Annotated in this window: 15 protein-coding genes and 1 pseudogene; 10 read left to right on the top strand and 6 right to left on the bottom strand. The window is 66.4% G+C overall.

Features of this window, described 5'->3' with window-relative positions:
* The first annotated feature begins 44 nt into the window (after window positions 1-44).
* Window positions 45-1,076, top strand: a complete 1,032-nt coding sequence (locus CYU59_RS06480) for an LLM class F420-dependent oxidoreductase (protein WP_292980564.1) — start codon at window positions 45-47, stop codon at window positions 1,074-1,076.
* A 61-nt stretch (window positions 1,077-1,137) separates the two neighbouring features.
* On the opposite strand, the gene CYU59_RS06475 is transcribed toward CYU59_RS06480, so the two are convergent.
* Complete coding sequence (locus CYU59_RS06475) at window positions 1,138-1,860, bottom strand: acetoacetate decarboxylase family protein (protein WP_292980561.1); 723 nt, start codon at window positions 1,858-1,860, stop codon at window positions 1,138-1,140.
* 58 nt (window positions 1,861-1,918) lie between these two features.
* Between CYU59_RS06475 and CYU59_RS06470 the strand changes: the two genes are divergently transcribed.
* Window positions 1,919-3,142, top strand: coding sequence for a cytochrome P450 (locus CYU59_RS06470; protein ID WP_292980558.1), 1,224 nt, complete (start codon window positions 1,919-1,921; stop codon window positions 3,140-3,142).
* Between the two features lie 98 nt (window positions 3,143-3,240).
* On the opposite strand, the gene CYU59_RS06465 is transcribed toward CYU59_RS06470, so the two are convergent.
* Complete coding sequence (locus tag CYU59_RS06465; RefSeq protein ID WP_292980555.1) at window positions 3,241-4,053, bottom strand: crotonase/enoyl-CoA hydratase family protein; 813 nt, start codon at window positions 4,051-4,053, stop codon at window positions 3,241-3,243.
* Window positions 4,054-4,122: 69 nt separating this feature from the next.
* Between CYU59_RS06465 and CYU59_RS06460 the strand changes: the two genes are divergently transcribed.
* Genes CYU59_RS06460 through CYU59_RS06450 form a run of 3 tightly spaced genes read left to right on the top strand, consistent with a single transcriptional unit; the run spans window position 4,123 to window position 8,112 of the window.
* A complete protein-coding gene (locus CYU59_RS06460) occupies window positions 4,123-5,778 on the top strand; it encodes an acyl-CoA synthetase (protein WP_292980552.1) in 1,656 nt (551 codons plus the stop codon).
* Window positions 5,775-6,542: a fructosamine kinase family protein gene (locus CYU59_RS06455; protein WP_292980549.1), complete on the top strand. Its 768-nt coding sequence runs from the start codon at window positions 5,775-5,777 to the stop codon at window positions 6,540-6,542. The genes CYU59_RS06460 and CYU59_RS06455 overlap by 4 nt, the downstream gene beginning before the upstream one ends.
* Before the next feature lie 19 nt (window positions 6,543-6,561).
* A complete protein-coding gene (locus CYU59_RS06450) occupies window positions 6,562-8,112 on the top strand; it encodes an acetolactate synthase large subunit (RefSeq protein WP_292980546.1) in 1,551 nt (516 codons plus the stop codon).
* Here CYU59_RS06450 and CYU59_RS06445 read toward each other — a convergent pair.
* A complete protein-coding gene (locus CYU59_RS06445) occupies window positions 8,098-8,778 on the bottom strand; it encodes a serine hydrolase (RefSeq protein ID WP_292980543.1) in 681 nt (226 codons plus the stop codon). The genes CYU59_RS06450 and CYU59_RS06445 overlap by 15 nt on opposite strands.
* Window positions 8,779-8,868: 90 nt before the next feature.
* Here CYU59_RS06445 and CYU59_RS06440 point away from each other — a divergent pair, with 90 nt between their 5' ends.
* Entirely contained in the window at window positions 8,869-9,615 is a 747-nt protein-coding gene (locus tag CYU59_RS06440) for a hypothetical protein (protein WP_292980540.1), read from the top strand.
* Here the strand turns inward: CYU59_RS06440 and fadD17 are convergent.
* Genes fadD17 through CYU59_RS06425 form a run of 3 tightly spaced genes read right to left on the bottom strand, consistent with a single transcriptional unit; the run spans window position 9,612 to window position 13,478 of the window.
* Window positions 9,612-11,126 (bottom strand): long-chain-fatty-acid--CoA ligase FadD17, encoded by a 1,515-nt coding sequence (gene fadD17, locus CYU59_RS06435; protein WP_292980538.1) that lies wholly within the window; start codon window positions 11,124-11,126, stop codon window positions 9,612-9,614. The two genes, CYU59_RS06440 and fadD17, sit on opposite strands and share 4 nt — an antisense overlap.
* Window positions 11,127-11,181: 55 nt before the next feature.
* On the bottom strand, window positions 11,182-12,279 hold the full coding sequence (locus CYU59_RS06430) for an acyl-CoA dehydrogenase family protein (RefSeq protein ID WP_292980535.1): 1,098 nt from the start codon (window positions 12,277-12,279) through the stop codon (window positions 11,182-11,184).
* A 17-nt stretch (window positions 12,280-12,296) separates the two neighbouring features.
* Window positions 12,297-13,478, bottom strand: coding sequence for an acyl-CoA dehydrogenase family protein (locus CYU59_RS06425; protein ID WP_292980532.1), 1,182 nt, complete (start codon window positions 13,476-13,478; stop codon window positions 12,297-12,299).
* A 190-nt stretch (window positions 13,479-13,668) separates the two neighbouring features.
* Here CYU59_RS06425 and CYU59_RS06420 point away from each other — a divergent pair, with 190 nt between their 5' ends.
* The 4 genes and pseudogenes from CYU59_RS06420 (at window position 13,669) to CYU59_RS06405 (ending at window position 16,760) form a co-directional block, all read left to right on the top strand.
* A complete protein-coding gene (locus CYU59_RS06420) occupies window positions 13,669-13,860 on the top strand; it encodes a ferredoxin (protein WP_292980529.1) in 192 nt (63 codons plus the stop codon).
* A 95-nt stretch (window positions 13,861-13,955) separates the two neighbouring features.
* Window positions 13,956-14,852 (top strand): annotated as a pseudogene (locus tag CYU59_RS06415) (3-oxoacyl-ACP reductase); the annotation flags it as partial.
* Between the two features lie 272 nt (window positions 14,853-15,124).
* Complete coding sequence (locus CYU59_RS06410) at window positions 15,125-15,889, top strand: ABC transporter permease (protein ID WP_292980526.1); 765 nt, start codon at window positions 15,125-15,127, stop codon at window positions 15,887-15,889.
* Between the two features lie 28 nt (window positions 15,890-15,917).
* Window positions 15,918-16,760: an ABC transporter permease gene (locus CYU59_RS06405; RefSeq protein ID WP_292980523.1), complete on the top strand. Its 843-nt coding sequence runs from the start codon at window positions 15,918-15,920 to the stop codon at window positions 16,758-16,760.
* The last annotated feature ends 29 nt before the right edge of the window (window positions 16,761-16,789 follow it).

The following is a 16,789-nucleotide window of genomic DNA, read 5'->3' as shown; positions in this document are numbered from 1 at the left end:
AATGGATTCAAGATAGGGTCGAGACCTGCAGGAAGGTAGCGCGCATGAAGCTCGGACTCCAGCTGGGATATTGGGGCGCTCAGCCCCCCGACAATTACGCCGAACTCGTGGCGGCCGCCGAGGACGCCGGATTCGACGCGGTGTTCACCGCCGAAGCGTGGGGCTCGGACGCCTACACGCCACTGGCCTGGTGGGGTTCTTCGACCCATCGTCTGCGGCTCGGCACGTCGGTCGTGCAGCTGTCCGCGCGCACCCCGACCGCCTGCGCGATGGCCGCGCTGACCCTCGACCATCTGTCCGGCGGCCGGCACATCCTGGGCCTCGGGGTGTCGGGACCGCAGGTGGTGGAGGGGTGGTACGGCCAAGCCTTCCCCAAGCCGCTGGCCCGCACCCGCGAATACGTCGACATCATCCGCCAGGTGTGGGCTCGGGAGAAGCCGGTCACCAGCGACGGCCCGCACTACCCGTTGCCGCTGAAGAGCGAGCGCGCAACCGGTCTGGGCAAGCCGCTCAAGCCGATCACTCACCCGCTGCGCCCGGACATTCCGATCATGCTGGGCGCCGAGGGGCCGAAGAACGTGGCGTTGGCGGCCGAGGTCTGCGACGGCTGGCTGCCGATCTTCTACACGCCGCGGATGGCCGACACCTACAACGAATGGCTCGACGAAGGGTTCGCCCGGCCGGGTGCGCGCCGCAGTCGCGAGGACTTCGAGATCTGCGCGACGGCGAACATCGTCATCACCGAGGACCGTCCCGCGGCGTTCGCCGCGATGAAGCCATACATCGCGCTCTACATGGGCGGGATGGGCGCCGAGGACACCAACTTCCACGCCGACGTCTACCGCCGGATGGGTTACGCCGAGGTGGTCGACGACGTGACCAAGCTGTTCCGCAGTAACCAGAAGGACAAGGCGGCCGAGATCATCCCGGACGAGGTCATCGACGACGCCGCGATCGTCGGCGACGTCGACTACGTGCGTAAGCAGATCAAGGCCTGGGAGGCGTCCGGCGTCACCATGATGGTGGTCTCAGGACGCAGTACCGAGCAGGTCCAGGAGCTGGCCGGCCTGATCTGACCCGGTTGTTGCGGTCAGTTAGAACACGTTCTAGATTAGCCGGGTGGCGGTTCGTGACCGGTCAGCTGATGGCGTGTGCGTCGCCGAAGGTCATCTCGACGTGGCCAACCGCACCCGACGCCATCGCGCGCTTCGGCAGACCCAACGACGCCAGCTCCTTGGCGTACGGGTGATCGCCGAGACGCACGGTCGCCCCGCCGAGACGGCCGCGCACCTCGCGGATCTTCATCTCCCACGGAACTTCGCGGGTGGTGCCCTCGGCGAACGTGTAGGTCTTGAGCATCCGGGCCCGCGACGTGAACACCCCGGGCACCGGCAGGCCGCGGCCGAAGTCGATGCCGGCGATGTGCTGACCCTCGGCGCTGACATCGAAGCCGAAGTGACTGCCTTCGCGAACGGTGAAGTCCGCCATAATTTTTGGGAAGCCCCAAATGGTGCGACCGGCCTCCAGAGTGAAAGCCTGGTCGACCGGCAGGTGGTGGATGAACGCCGCCGCGTCACCGAGCGCCTTAAGGCCTTGGGCATTCGAGCCCGGCGGATTGACCATGACCGCGGTACCGAACTCGTGGTACTGCCCAAGATCCCCGTCGATGTAGCGGGCCAGCATCAGGGTGAGAACTGCGCGGTCCGGGCGGTGCCGGCAGACCTGCAGGCCGCTGTAGTCGACAAGCCGCTGCGCTGCGGCGGCGTCGACCGAGAACATCGCGGTGCGAACGTCCGCCTTACGGATCCGCACCGGCATGGTGAGCACGGTTCCGGCGATGGTGTGCTGTGAATTCGGCATGCCGGCCACTGTAATCCGCTAGTAATTGGGCCAAGTACATAACTGGAGGCTTAGGTACATGACCGCAACCATTCCGACCACGATCGCGAACATCGATCTCGCAGACGGCAACTTCTACGCCGACCGCGCGGCTTCGCGCGAGGCCTATCGCTGGATGCGCGCACACCAGCCGGTGTTTCGCGACCGCAACGGCTTGGCCGGCGCGACGACGTATCAGGCCATCATCGATGCCGAACGCAACCCCGAACTGTTCTCCAACACCGGTGGTATCCGGCCGGATCAACCCGGTATGCCGTACATGATCGATATGGACGATCCGTCGCATCTGTTGCGGCGCAAGCTGGTCAACGCCGGGTTCACCCGCAAACGCGTCACCGAGAAGATCCCCTCGCTCGGCCGGCTGTGCGACGCATTGATCGACGCCGTCTGCGAGCGCGGCGAATGTGACTTCGTCCGCGACATCGCCGCCCCGCTGCCGATGGCGGTGATCGGCGACATGCTCGGTGTGCTGCCCGAGGAGCGGGGCATGCTGTTGAAGTGGTCGGACGACCTCGTGTCCGGGCTGAGTTCGCACCTCGACCCGACGGGGCCTGAGTTCCAGACGGTGATGAATGCCTTTGCGGGATATACCGAATTCACCATGGGCATCATCGCCAAGCGCCGCGCCGAGCCAACCGACGACCTGTTCTCCATCCTGGTCAACGCCGAAGTCGAAGGCCAGCGGATGAGCGATGAAGAGATCGTGATGGAGACCCTGCTGATCCTGATCGGCGGCGACGAGACGACTCGGCACACCCTCTCCGGCGGCACCGAGCAGCTGGTGCGTCATCGCGATCAGTGGGACGCGCTGCGTGCCGACTCCGACGCGTTGCTGCCCGGTGCGATCGAGGAGATGCTGCGCTGGACCTCACCGGTGAAGAACATGTGCCGAATGTTGACCGCCGACACCGAGTTCCACGGCACCGAGCTGAAGCAGGGCGAGAAGATCATGCTGTTGTTCGAGTCGGCGAACTTCGACGAGTCGCAGTTCGACAGCCCTGATCAATTCGACATTCGCCGAGACCCCAACGGCCACGTGGCTTTCGGCTTCGGTACTCACTTCTGTCTGGGTAACCAGTTGGCCCGGCTGGAATTACGGCTGATGACCGAGCGGGTGCTGCAGCGGCTACCGGACCTGCGCCTGGCCGACGACAGCGGCCAATTGCCGTTGCGCCCAGCCAACTTCGTCAGCGGCCTGGAGTCGATGCCGATGGTGTTCACACCGAGCGCACCCATCGGCTGACGCTTTGCGCCGAGCGTGCCGAGCGCCCGGCTGGCCGCGCGCTCGGCACCGAACGCCCGGCTAGACGGGCGCTCGGCGCAAAGGATGCGCCAAGGGGCTCAGCGGTTTTTGAACTGCGGGGCCCGCTTCTCCTTGAAAGCCAACGGGCCCTCCTTGGCGTCCTCGGACAGAAACACGCCGATGCCCAGCTTGGTGTCGATCTTGAATGCGTCGTTCTCGTGCAGGCCTTCGGTATCCCGGATCGAGCGCAGGATCGCCTGGACGGCCAGCGGCCCGTTGTTGGCGATCACGTCGGCGATTTCGAGCGCCTTGTCCAGCGCGCTGCCGTCGGGGACGACGTAGCCGATCAGCCCGTAGGACAGCGCCTCGGCGGCGGTGATGTGCCGTCCGGTCAGCAGCAGATCGGCCGCGATCGTGTACGGGATCTGCCGCACCAGGCGGACCGCGGAGCCGCCCATCGGGTAGAGGCTCCACTTGGCTTCGGAGATGCCGAACTTGGCGCTCTCGCCGGCGATGCGGATGTCGGTGCCCTGCAGGATCTCGGTGCCGCCGGCGATCGCCGGACCCTCGACCGCGGCGATCAGCGGTTTCGTCAGCCGCCGGCCCTTGAGCAGAGCGTCGATGCGCGACGGGTCGTAGCTGCCGTCTTTGAACGAGTCACCGGGCGGCTTCGCGGTCGCGGCCTTGAGATCCATGCCCGCGCAGAAGTAGCCGCCGGCCCCGGTCAGGATGCAGCAGCGGATGTCGGGATCGGTGTCGACGCGGTCCCAGGCCTCGACCATGATCGAGAGCATCTCGGTGGAAAGTGCGTTGCGAGCCTCGGGTCGGTTCAAGGTCAGGATCAGAGTGTGTCCGCGCTGCTCAATGAGGGCATGAGCACTGCCTTCGGCCGGACTTCTCGACTCGCTCACGGGTGATCGCCTTCCTGTCCGTCAGCCGGAAACTTGTCAGGAAATGTAACACGTTCTAATTTAGGTCCCGTGGCCCTGAATATTGCCGACCTGGCGGAGCACGCCATCGATGCCGTCCCTGACCGTGTCGCCCTGATCTGCGGCGACGAGCAGCTGACCTACGCCCAGCTCGAGGAGAAGGCCAACCGCCTCGCGCACTACCTGCAGGAGCAGGGGGTGAAGAAGGACGACAAGGTCGGCCTGTACTGCCGCAACCGGATCGAGATCGTCGTCGCGATGGTCGGGATCATCAAGGCGGGTGCGATCCTGGTCAACATCAACTATCGGTACGTCGAGGGCGAACTGCGCTACCTGTTCGACAACTCCGACATGGTCGCGCTGGTGCACGAGCGCCAGTACTCCGAGCGCGTCGCCAACGTGCTGCCGGAGACTCCCAACGTGAAGACCGTCCTGGTGATCGACGACGGGTCGAGCGTCCCCGAAAGCACATATCAGAGCTACGGCGGTGTCGAGTTCTACGCCGCGATCGCCGACAGCTCCGCCGAGCGCGACTTCGGCCCGCGCAGCGCCGACGACATCTATCTGCTCTACACCGGCGGCACCACCGGATTCCCGAAGGGTGTGATGTGGCGCCACGAGGACATCTACCGGGTGCTGTTCGGTGGAACCGACTTCGCCACAGGCGAATTCATCGAAGACGAATACGACCTGGCCAAGGCCGCCGCGGCCAACACGCCGATGGTGCGCCACCCGATCCCGCCGATGATCCACGGCGCCACCCAGTCGGCCACCTGGATGTCGATCTTCTCCGGCCAAACCACCGTTCTCGCACCGGAATTCAACGCCGACGAAGTCTGGCGCACGATCCACGACCACAAGGTGAACCTGCTGTTCTTCACCGGCGACGCGATGGCGCGCCCGCTGCTGGACGCACTGCTGGCCCATCAGGACAAAGGAAACGAGTACGACCTGTCGTCGCTGTTCCTGCTCGCTTCCACCGCGGCGCTGTTCTCGCCGAGCATCAAGGAGAAGTTCCTCGAGCTGCTGCCCAACCGGGTCATCACCGACTCGATCGGCTCCTCGGAGACCGGTTTCGGTGGCACCAGCATCGTCGCAAAGGATGCGCCGCACAGCGGTGGTCCACGGGTGACGATCGACCACCGCACCGTCGTCCTGGACGACGACGGTAACGAGGTCAAGCCCGGCTCGGGTGTCCGCGGCTTCATCGCCAAGAAGGGCAACATTCCGGTCGGTTACTACAAGGACGAGAAGAAGACCGCCGAGACGTTCAAGACCATCAACGGCGTCCGCTACGCCATCCCCGGCGACTGGGCGACGGTCGAGGAGGACGGCAGCGTCACGATGCTCGGCCGCGGCTCGGTGTCGATCAACAGCGGTGGCGAAAAGATCTACCCCGAGGAGGTCGAGGCCGCGCTGAAAGGGCATCCCGACGTCTTCGACGCACTGGTGGTCGGGGTCCCCGACCCCCGCTACGGTCAGCACGTGGCGGCCGTCGTGCAGGCGCGGCCAGGAGCCCGCCCTGCGCTGTCCGACCTGGATTCGTTCGTCCGCGCCGAGATCGCGGGATACAAAGTGCCGCGCAGCCTTTGGCTGGTCGACGAGGTCAAGCGCTCGCCTGCGGGCAAGCCCGACTACCGGTGGGCCAAGGAGCAGACCGAGGCGCGACCGGCCGACGACGTCCACGCCGCGCACGCGACCGCTTGACCGACTTCGTCAAACGCCACGCCGGCGCGCCGGCCGGGTTCTTCGAGTGCGAAGCCGCTGGGCTGCAATGGCTTTCGACCGCCGACGGTGGTGTGCCTTGCGTGCCGGTGCGCGCGGTGGACGCGACGAGTCTGACGCTGCAACGACTCGAGTCTGTCCCGCCCACCCCGGATGCGGCCCGCGAGTTCGGGTCGCGGTTGGCCGCGACGCATGACGCGGGAGCAGTCGGCTTCGGTGCCGGCCCCGACGGATGGGACGGGCCCGGGTTCTTCGGGCCGTTGACGCAGCCGTTGCCGATGTCGCTGGAGCCGCAGCCGCTGTGGGGACAGTTCTATGCCGACCAGCGGCTGGCGCCGATGGCGTTGCGGGCCGCGCCCCGGCTCAGCGAAACGACGCGGGAGGCAGTGGAACGTGTCGCGGCGCGCTGCCGGGCCGGCGACTTCGACGACGGCGATGGGCCCGCGCGACTACACGGTGATCTGTGGGCGGGCAACGTGATGTGGACGCCCGACGGTGTGGTGCTCATCGATCCGGCCGCGCACGGCGGCCACCGGGAGAACGACCTGGCCATGCTTGCGCTGTTCGGCTGCCCGCACTACGACGCGATCATCGACGGTTACCAGCGCGCGCATCCGCTGCGGCCGGGGTGGCGACAGCGGATCGGGTTGCACCAGCTATTCGCTTTACTGGCGCATGTGGTGCTGTTCGGCGGCGGTCACGCGCAGCGGACCCAGATCTGCGCCCAGGCCGCCCTGGCGATCTGAGCAGTTCTAGAGTCGAAGCGTGAATGGTGCGCAGGCTCTGATCAACACGCTGGTCGACTCCGGAGTCGACGTATGCTTCGCGAACCCCGGCACGTCGGAGATGCACTTCGTCGCCGCCTTGGACTCCGTTCCCCAAATACGCGGCGTGCTGGGTCTTTTCGAAGGCGTTGCGACCGGTGCAGCGGACGGCTACGCGCGTATCTCCGGTCGGCCGGCCGCAGTGCTGCTGCACCTCGGCCCGGGCCTGGGCAATGGCCTGGCAAACCTGCACAACGCGCGCCGCGCCCGCGTGCCGATGGTGGTCATCGTCGGTGATCACGCCACCTATCACAAGAAGTACGACGCCCCACTGGAATCCGACATCGATGCGCTCGCCGGCAGCGTCTCGGGTTGGCTGCATCGGTCGGCCGGTACTGCCGGTGTGGCGGCGGACGCGGCCCAGGCGGTGGCCGCGAGCCGGGCCGGAGCCCAGATTGCGACGCTGATCCTGCCGGCCGACGTGTCGTGGTCCGAGGGCGCCGAACCCGCCGGCGAGCTGCCGACCCGCGTCCCGGCCGCCGATCCGGCGTTGGCACCCGAGGTCGCGGAGGTGCTGCGCTCCGGCGAGCCCACGACGATTCTGCTCGGTGGCGACGCCACCCGGCGACCCGGATTGGCCGCGGCCACCCGGATCGCCCAAGCCACCGGTGCGCGTCTGCTCTGCGAGACCTTCCCCACGCGTCTGGAGCGCGGTGCCGGCGTCCCGGCCATCGACCGGCTCGCCTACTTCGGCGAGGCGGCGCTGGCGCAGCTCGACGGCGCCAAGCATCTGGTGCTGGCCGGCGCCAAGTCGCCGGTGTCCTTTTTCGCCTATCCCGACAAGCCCAGCGACCTGGTGCCTCCCGGCTGCGAGGTGCACGTGCTCGCCGAAAACAACGGCGCCGCAGACGCATTGATCACTCTTGCCGACGAGTTGGCCCCGGGCACCGTAGCGCCGGTCGCCGAGCTCTCCCGCCCCCAACTACCGGCCGGGGCGCTGACGGCGGTCTCCGTTGCCGACGTCGTCGGCGCACTCATGCCCGACAACGCGATCGTGGTCGACGAGTCGAATACATCCAGCCTGCCGTTGGCGGCAGCCACCACCGGAGCGCCCGCGCACGACTGGCTGACCCTGACCGGCGGTGCCATCGGATACGGCATTCCGGCAGCAGTGGGAGCCGCGGTGGCGGCACCGGACCGTCCTGTGCTTTGTCTGGAATCGGATGGTTCTGCGATGTATACGATTTCGGGACTGTGGACCCAGGCGCGGGAGGGTCTCGATGTCACCACAGTCATCTACAACAATGCCGCCTACGACATCCTGCGACTGGAACTGCAGCGAGTCGGAGTCGGAGCGGAACCGGGCCCCAAGGCGCTCGACCTTCTCGACTTGTCGCGGCCGACAATGGATTTCGTCAAGATTGCCGAAGGCATGGGGGTACCGGCCCGCCGGGCCACCACCGTGGAGGAATTCGTCGATGCGTTACGGACGGCCTTCGCCGAACCCGGCCCGCATCTGATCGACGCCGTCGTGCCGTCAATACTCGGCTAGGGCCTGGCTGACGACCCAGTCGGCCAGTGCGTTGACCGCATCGACCCCCGTTTCGTAGCCGCCGTCGCTGACCTCGGCCGCCAACGCGACGCCGATGTTGCCGGGTACGACCGCGAACTGGCGAACGAGATACCCGCCGCCCAGACCCGGCCCCCAACCACCCTTAGCGGCAAAGCCTTTCGCGGCCAGGCCCCATCGGTGCCCGGCCGCAAGGCGGCCCATCAGCTCGATCACCCGGGCAGCGCCGCTGACGTCAGACAGCCCGGCGGCGAATCGGGCCTGGCCGGCCAGCGACCATCGCGTCTGCCCGAACGGCGTGTATTCGCTTCGCAAGCGCCGTGATTCGACCGCGGTGGCCGGATCACCCGCGTCGCGAATCACGGCTTGCACGAGTTGGCCGGCGTGCTCCCCGAGCCGCGACCACAGCGTCTCGGCGGAGGCGTTGTCGGATCGGGTGATCGTCTCGACGACAAGCTCGTCGATGTCCGACCTCGCACGCATGGCCGCAATTGCCAACGGCACCTTGATCGTCGACCATGCGACGCCGGTCTGCCAGTCGCCGTAGCCGGCCGGGGGACTACCGCCGGAAGATGCGATCGCGACACCGACGGTTGCCGGGATGCTTCCCGACAGCTGTCGAAAGCCGGCCTCCACCGCTCGTTTCACGATGCCCGAATCGTACCGACCGGCAGTCACCACGAACCGGCTGGTTGCGCGGTTTACAGTCGGTGTCACACACCGACACAAGGACAGCGGATGACCGAGCTCCCAGGCACGCCATCGGATGACGTGGCCGGTGTTCTCGGCACCGGGGACGGCGGGATCGGAACACTGTTCGTCTCGATGGCGACTCGGCATCCCGATGGATCGGACGCCGACTATCTGCGCTGGCACACACTCGACCACCGCCCGGAACAACATCGGCTGACGGCCTTGCGCGCTTCGCTCCGGTTGGTGTCGACACCGGCCTGCCGATCGGTCCGCGCGGTCAGCCACGACCGGTTCGATCCCGTGGACCATGTGATGACCTACTTCTTCACCGATCCCGGCGGGTTGACGGGCTTCCTGGAACTCGGGAAGGCGTTGCGCAATGCCGGCCGGATACCCACGCTGCTGCCTCCGGTGAAGCGCGGTGTGTACCAGGTATACGCCAAGGCGTCGGCGCCGGACGTCAAGGTCGGAGCCGACGTGCTGCCGTGGTGGCCGATCCGCGGGGTATTCCTGTTGTTGGAGAGGGGGACTGCGCCCGCCATAGGGCTTCTCGACGTCGCCGGTGTCGCCGGTGTCTGGTCGGCCTCAGCGGACAGCGTCGACGCGAGGTCGGCCGATGCGCGGCCGGGTCAGTCCATCACATATTGCTTCCTCGACGACGACCCGGTGGACACCGCTGATCGGTTGCGAGCGGTGCTGTCACGACGATGGCGCGACGCGCCCGTGGAACCCTTGCTGGCCGCGCCGTTCTATCCGGTGGTGCCACATGATTGGGATCGCCACATCCCTTAGCGCTCACGACGAATCGACACGACCGGCTCGTCGCAGTCCAGTCCTTCGGCCGACAGCTGTCTTTTGAGCACCTTGAACGTCGCGGTCCGAGGCAGATTCGAGCTGATCCGGATGTACGACGGCCACTGCTTGGGTCCGAGATCGGACTGTTCGGCGAGAAACGCCCGGAACTTGTCGACATCGAATTCCGCACCCGACGCCAGCACCACCGCGGCCATCACCTGATCCCCGACGGACGGATCCGGGACCGCGTACACGGCCACCTCGGTGATGTCGGGGTGGCGGGCCAGCACTCGCTCGATCGGCGCGGTGCCCAGGTTCTCGCCGTCCACCCTCAACCAATCGCCGAGCCGCCCGGCGAAGTAGGCGTAGCCGGCCTCGTCGCGATAGGCGAGGTCGCCGCTGTGGTACCTGCCGCCGGCCATCCGCTGCGCGTTTGCTTCCGCGTCGTTGTAATAGCCCTCGAAACGCCCTGCGCCGGTGACGTTCACCAGCTCGCCCACCACGCCGACCGGGCAGGGCTCACCGGTTTCCACGTCGACGATCTCGACCTCGGCAGGCAGCGGACCCAGAGCGCCCGACGGCGTGTCCGGCGTTCGGCCGATCGCGATGCCGCCCTCGGTCGACCCGAACCCGTCGACCACCCGGCAGCCGAACCGGACGCCGAACCGGTCGATGTCGGCGGGTGCACCCTCGTTGCCGTACACCGCCCGCAGCGGATTGTCCGCATCGTCGGGGCGCTCCGGTGTGGCCAGCACGTAGGACAGCGGCTTTCCCACGTAGTTCGCGTAGGTGGCGCCGTAGCGGCGGATGTCGGGCAGGAACCCGGACGCGGAGAACTTGCGCCGCAACACCATCGAGCCGCGGCAGGCCAGCGCCACCGCCCAGCCGACCAGCACCGCATTCGAATGGAACAACGGCATCGACGCGTAACAGACGTCGGCGGTGCCGAGACCGAATCGGTCGGACATGGTCACACCGGCGACCGCCACCTTGCCGTGGCTGCACATCACCGCCTTGGGATTGCCACTGGTGCCCGAGGTGAAGATCAGCATGAACAGGTCGTCAGGCGATGCCGCCCGGAACGTGACTGGGGCGTCGCGATGGCCGGCCACCTCGACCGCCCACTCGGGGGAGTCGACATCGACGTAATCGATACCGTCGAGGGTTGCTGACGACTTCGAATCGGCAAGCACCAGTTGGCAATCCGCATGTTCGATATCCCGAACGAGTGCGTCACCGCGGCGCACCGGGTTCAGACCCACCGGGACGATTCCGGTCATTCCCGCGGCGACCAGCACCGAGGAGAAGAACGGTGTGTTCTCCAGCAACACCCCCACGTGCGGTGGCCGGGCCGGATCCAGTCGCGCGCGCAGCGCCGCCGCGACCGCCGCGCCATCGCGGAGATGGTCGTGCCAGGAGACGAACGCGTCTTCGAAGTAGACGCCCCGATCCTCGACGTCGACCAGCGGCGCCAGCAGGTCGGCGACCGTGGGAAGGCCGTCAGTCACCGGCCCGCTCCTCCTCGGTCGGCTGCACGGGCCGCATCGTCGTCGGACGCCACAGCTAGGCGGGAGTGTCCGCCAGTTCGCGGCCGATCTTCAGTAATTGGCCGGTCGCGCCGCCCACCGCGAACTCGGTTTGCTTGGCGGCCAGGAAGTATCGATGGACCGGGTGGTCGGTGTCGATACCGACTCCGCCGTGGATGTGCACGATGGTGTGTGCCACGCGGTGTCCGGCATCGGCCGCCCAGAATGCCGCGGTGGCCACTTCGGTGTCGGCGGGCAGGTCCTCGCTGAGCCGCCATGCCGCCTGGGTCAGGGTCAGACGCAGACCCTTCACGTCGATGTAACCGTCGGCCAGTCGCTGCCCGACAGCCTGGAAGCTGCCGATCGGACGGTCGAATTGCTCACGCTCCCGGGCATATTCGGCAGTCATCTGCAGGCCGCGCTCCAGGACACCGAGTTGGAAAGCGCTGTGGCCCAGCACACCCAGCGTCGCGATCCAGCTGACGACGTCGGCCCCACCGACCGCCCGCGCGCTGGAGACCTCGGCCCCGTCGAGTCGCAGGTGCCCGATGCTGCCCAGCCCGGTGGTGTCCAGCGTGGTGACCGTGACTCCGGGATCGTCGGCGGTGACCAGGAAAACGGTAGTGCCGGAATCAGTTTCAGCGGGCACCAGGAAAGCGTCGGCCACCGGCCCGAAAGCGATCTGGGTGCGGGTTCCGGTCAATCGATAGCCGTTCCCGGCTGCCGCTGCTTGAACCGGCCCGTCACCCATCTCGCCGTCGAGAGCGACGGCTAGAATCTTGGACCCGTTCACCGCTGCTGTGCCCCACTCCTGTTGCAGCTCAGGCGATCCGAACCGGGCCAGTGCGCCGGCTGCCAACACCGCCGATTCGAGGTAGGGAACCGCGGCGAGTTGGCGGCCGAGACCGACCAGCACCGCGACCTCCTCGAGCACGCCGAATCCGCCGCCGCCCAACGATTCCGGCGCCGCTGTGGACAGAATGTCGGCGTCGATCAGTTTGCTCCAGAGCTCACGGTCGAACCGCTGCTCGAGTCCGTCGAGTTTTCGCTGATGCTCGGGTGTGCACACGGCGTCGACGATGGTGGTGACCAGCCCGCCGAGATCTTGCGCGGCTTCGGTTGTCGAGAAGTCCATGAGTTCTCCTGCCGTTCTCAGCGGTTGGCTCGGGGCAGGCCGAGCGCCACCATGCCGATGATGTCGCGCTGCACCTCGTTGGTGCCGCCGCCGAAGGTCAAAATCAGGCACGCCCGGTGCATCCGCTCGACGCGGCCCCGAAGCAGCGCACCGGGGGAGTCCTGGCGGAGGGTCGCCGCGGTGCCCAGCACCTCCATCAGCAACCGGTAAGCCTCGGTGGCCAACTCGGTACCGAACACCTTGGCCGCCGAGGCGTCGGCGGGTGACGGGCTCTCCGACGCCGAAGAGGCCAGTTCCCAGTTGATCAACTTGAGCACTTCGACCTTGGCATGCACGCGGGCCAGGTTGAGCTGTATCCACTCCGAGTCGATCAAGCGGGCGCCGGCGGCGTCCTTGGTGTTCTGTGCCCAGTCACGAACCTGGTTGAGTGCCATGATGATCGGCATCGGGGATACCAGGGCCACGCGCTCGTGGTTCAGCTGGTTGGTGACCAGCTTCCAACCGGCGTTCTCTTCACCTACCCGGTTGGCGACCGGCACGCGGACGTCCTGGTAATAGGTGGCGCTGGTGTCCACGCCCGACATAGTGTGCACCGGCGTCCAGGAGAAGCCCTCTGCGGTGGTGGGCATGATCAGCATCGAGATGCCGCGATGCTTCTTGGCTTCGGTGTTGGTGCGGACCGCGAGCCAGACGTAGTCGGCGTAGGCGATCAGGCTGGTCCACATCTTCTGACCGTTGACCACGTAGTCGTCGCCGTCGCGCACCGCGGTCGTGCGCAGGTTCGCCAGGTCGGTGCCCGCGCCGGGCTCCGAGTAGCCGATCGAGAAGTGCAGATCGCCGGCGGCGATCTTGGGCAGGAAGAAATTCTTCTGCTCCTCGGAGCCGAAGTGCATGATGGTCGGCGCGACGCTGTTGATCGTCAGAAACGGCACCGGTGCGCCGGCGATCGCCGCCTCGTCGGTGAAGATCAGCGAGTCCATCGGGGAGCGGTCTTGGCCGCCGTACTCCTTCGGCCAGTTCAGGGTGAGCCACCCGTCCTTGCCCATCTGCGCCACCGTCTCGCGGTAGACGTTCCCCTCGCCGACCTCGCCCGAGGTCGAGCTCAACGCCTCGCGACGTTCGGGGGTGATCAGCTGGGCGAAGTACGCCCGCAGCTCGCGGCGCAACTCCTCCTGCTCCGGCGTGTAACTGATGCGCATTTCGGCCGCCTCCGGTCATCGGTGAGTTCTGCGGCAGCCTGCATCGTCGGCCACCCATTCGCTTCCCTGGTTGTAACACGTTCTAGTCTGAGGGTCCAGCGACCATTCCTCTGGACGCGATCGGGACTGGTCGTATGGTGGGCATACCGTTTTCAGCCACAGTCCAGGCTTGCGTCAGAGGAGGAACGTCGTGCGGGTGAAAGTCGACCATGACCGGTGTGAAGGCAACGCGGTGTGCTTGGGAATCGCGCCGGATATCTTCGACCTCGACGACGAGGATTATGCCGTGGTCAAGGCCGACCCGGTGCCCGCCGACCAGGAGGCGCTGACCGAGCAGGCGATCGCGGAATGCCCGCGAGCCGCGCTGCTGCGCAGCGAATAACACAGACTAGAGGTATTCATAAATTGACTACGCCCAATGGACCGGCTTCTCCTCAGACCGCCGGGCGGTCTGCAACGTCGCCGGCGGCGAGCACGGACGCGATCGACCTGTCCGGGAAGGTCGCGGTAGTGACCGGCGCGGCAGCGGGGCTGGGCCGTGCCGAGGCGATCGGCCTGGCCCGCGCCGGTGCCACCGTCGTCGTGAACGACATCTCCGCCGCTCTGGACGCCTCCGACGTGATCGACGAGATCAGCAGCGCCGGTTCGAAGGCCGTCGCTGTGGCCGGCGACATCAGCCAGCGAGAGACGGCTGACGAACTGGTCAGCACCGCAGACGGATTGGGCGGACTCGGCATCGTGGTGAACAACGCCGGGATCACCCGCGACCGGATGCTGTTCAACATGTCCGACGAGGAGTGGGACGCGGTGATCGCGGTGCACCTGCGCGGCCACTTCCTGCTGACCCGCAATGCCGCCACCTACTGGCGGCAAAAAGCAAAGGACAACGACGGTTCGGTCTACGGGCGCCTCGTCAACACGTCGTCGGAGGCTGGGCTGGTCGGACCGGTCGGGCAGGCGAACTACGGCGCCGCGAAAGCAGGCATCTCGGCACTGACCCTCACCGCGGCACGCGCGTTAGGCCGGTACGGGGTGTGCGCCAACGCAATCGCTCCCAGAGCTCGCACCGCGATGACCGCGGACGTCTTCGGTGACGCACCCGATCCCGCCTCCGGTGAGATCGATCCGCTCTCACCGGAGCACGTCGTGACGTTGGTGCGCTTCCTGGCGTCGCCGGCAGCCAAAGACGTCAACGGTCAGGTCTTCATCGTTTACGGGCCGCAGGTCACGCTGGTGGCGGCGCCGACCGTGGAGCACCGGTTCGACGCGAGTGCGCAGGCCTGGGATCCGGCTGAACTGAGCGACGAGCTGCAGCAGTACTTCGCCGGACGCGATCCCGAACGCAACTTCGCGGCCACCGCATTGATGGAGTGATCGACGCGCGGACGCCTTCCCGCGACAGCACGTATCGATTGGAAATCAACTAGAACACGTTTCAGGATGATCTGCGTCACAAATGCTCTGACCTGCAGTGTTACTAACTTTCGTCTAATTCGATGGTTCTTTGACACTGCGAACTTGTTCTAGTTACGATTGGCCGGCTCACGCGGAGCGCCGGCGGCTCAGCAACAAGCTATGGCGGCGCAACCGGGGACACAAGGCCTTCGGTCTGAAGGTGGAGACGCCCGCGCGAGAAGGGAACCAAGTTGATCGAACAGCTTGCGGTTCCGGCTCGGGCCGTGGGCGGTTTCGTCGAGATGGCCCTGGAAACCTTCCGGAAGGCGTTCCAGCGCCCCTTCCAATTCCGTGAGTTCCTCGACCAGACCTGGATGATCGCCCGGGTTTCATTGGTGCCGACGCTCTTGGTGGCCATCCCGTTCACCGTTCTGGTGGCCTTCACGCTCAACATTCTGTTGCGCGAGATCGGCGCCGCCGACCTCTCCGGCGCCGGCACCGCCTTCGGCACCATCACCCAGCTCGGTCCGGTAGTCACGGTGTTGGTGGTGGCCGGGGCCGGCGCTACCGCAATCTGCGCCGATTTGGGCGCGCGCACCATCCGCGAGGAGATCGACGCGATGCGGGTGCTGGGTATCGATCCGATCCACCGCCTGGTCGTGCCGAGGGTGCTGGCGTCGACCTTCGTCGCGCTGCTCCTCAACGGTCTGGTCTCGGCGATCGGAATCGCCGGCGGTTACGTCTTCTCGGTACTGCTGCAGGGCGTCAACCCGGGCGCCTTCGTCAGCGGACTGACGGTGCTGACCCACCTGGGCGAGCTGATTCTCTCGGAGGTCAAGGCACTGCTGTTCGGCGTCGTGGCCGGTTTGGTCGGCTGCTACCGCGGGCTGACGGTCAAGGGCGGCCCGAAAGGGGTTGGGGTCGCGGTCAACGAGACCGTGGTCTACGCGTTCATCTGCCTGTTCGTGATCAACGTGATCATGACGGCCATCGGCGTGCGGGTGCTGACCCGATGAGTCGTGCCGGCGCCGCGGAGTCGCGCCGATGAGTTACGACGCCTCGCTGCGGGTCCGCCGCTTCCTGCACCAGTTCGCCGGCCCCGTCGACAGCTTCGGCGAGCAGGCACTGTTCTACGGCGAGTCGATGCGCTACATCCCGAACGCGTTGACGCGCTATCGCAAAGAGACCATCCGGTTGATCGCCGAGATGACCATGGGCACTGGCGCATTGGTCTTGATCGGCGGAACAGTCGGTGTCGCGGCATTTTTGACGCTGGCGTCCGGCGGCGTGATCGCCGTACAGGGTTACGAGTCGTTGGGCAACATCGGTATCGAGGCGCTGACCGGATTCCTGTCGGCGTTCCTGAACGTCCGCATCGTCGCTCCGGTCGTTGCGGGAATCGCCTTGGCCGCCACCATCGGTGCCGGCACCACGGCGCAATTGGGCGCCATGCGGGTGGCCGAGGAGATCGACGCCGTCGAAGCGATGGCCGTACATTCGGTGTCCTACCTGGTGTCGACCCGGCTGATCGCCGGCCTCATCGCGATCGTTCCGCTGTATTCGCTTGCGGTGCTTGCCTCTTTCTTCGCCGCGCGCTCCACCACGGTATTCATCAACGGTCAGTCGGCCGGTCTGTACGACCACTACTTCAGCACCTTCCTGATTCCGACCGATCTGCTCTGGTCGTTCCTGCAGGCGATCGTGATGTCGATCGCGGTGATGCTGATCCATACCTACTACGGCTACAACGCATCTGGCGGTCCGGTGGGTGTCGGTTTGGCGGTGGGTCAGGCCGTGCGGACCTCGCTGATCGTCGTGGTGGTGATTACCTTGTTCATCTCGCTGGCCGTCTACGGGGCGTCGGGTAATTTCAACCTCTCCGGATGAGCGGTCAGGCTGCGGAGAGCACTACGCGA

It is taken from the genome of Mycobacterium sp. (assembly GCF_002863225.1).
Taxonomy (GTDB): Bacteria; Actinomycetota; Actinomycetes; order Mycobacteriales; family Mycobacteriaceae; genus Mycobacterium.
This window is presented reverse-complemented; position numbering and strand designations above follow the sequence as displayed.

Excerpts from the sequence above, each read along its gene's own strand:
- CYU59_RS06440 (WP_292980540.1), top strand. The coding sequence starts at position 8,869 with ATGACCGAGCTCCCAGGCACGCCATCGGATGACGTGGCCGGTGTTCTC.
- CYU59_RS06430 (WP_292980535.1), bottom strand. The coding sequence starts at position 12,279 with ATGGACTTCTCGACAACCGAAGCCGCGCAAGATCTCGGCGGGCTGGTC.
- CYU59_RS06470 (WP_292980558.1), top strand. The coding sequence starts at position 1,919 with ATGACCGCAACCATTCCGACCACGATCGCGAACATCGATCTCGCAGAC.
- CYU59_RS06480 (WP_292980564.1), top strand. The coding sequence starts at position 45 with ATGAAGCTCGGACTCCAGCTGGGATATTGGGGCGCTCAGCCCCCCGAC.
- CYU59_RS06425 (WP_292980532.1), bottom strand. The coding sequence starts at position 13,478 with ATGCGCATCAGTTACACGCCGGAGCAGGAGGAGTTGCGCCGCGAGCTG.
- CYU59_RS06475 (WP_292980561.1), bottom strand. The coding sequence starts at position 1,860 with ATGCCGAATTCACAGCACACCATCGCCGGAACCGTGCTCACCATGCCG.
- CYU59_RS06405 (WP_292980523.1), top strand. The coding sequence starts at position 15,918 with ATGAGTTACGACGCCTCGCTGCGGGTCCGCCGCTTCCTGCACCAGTTC.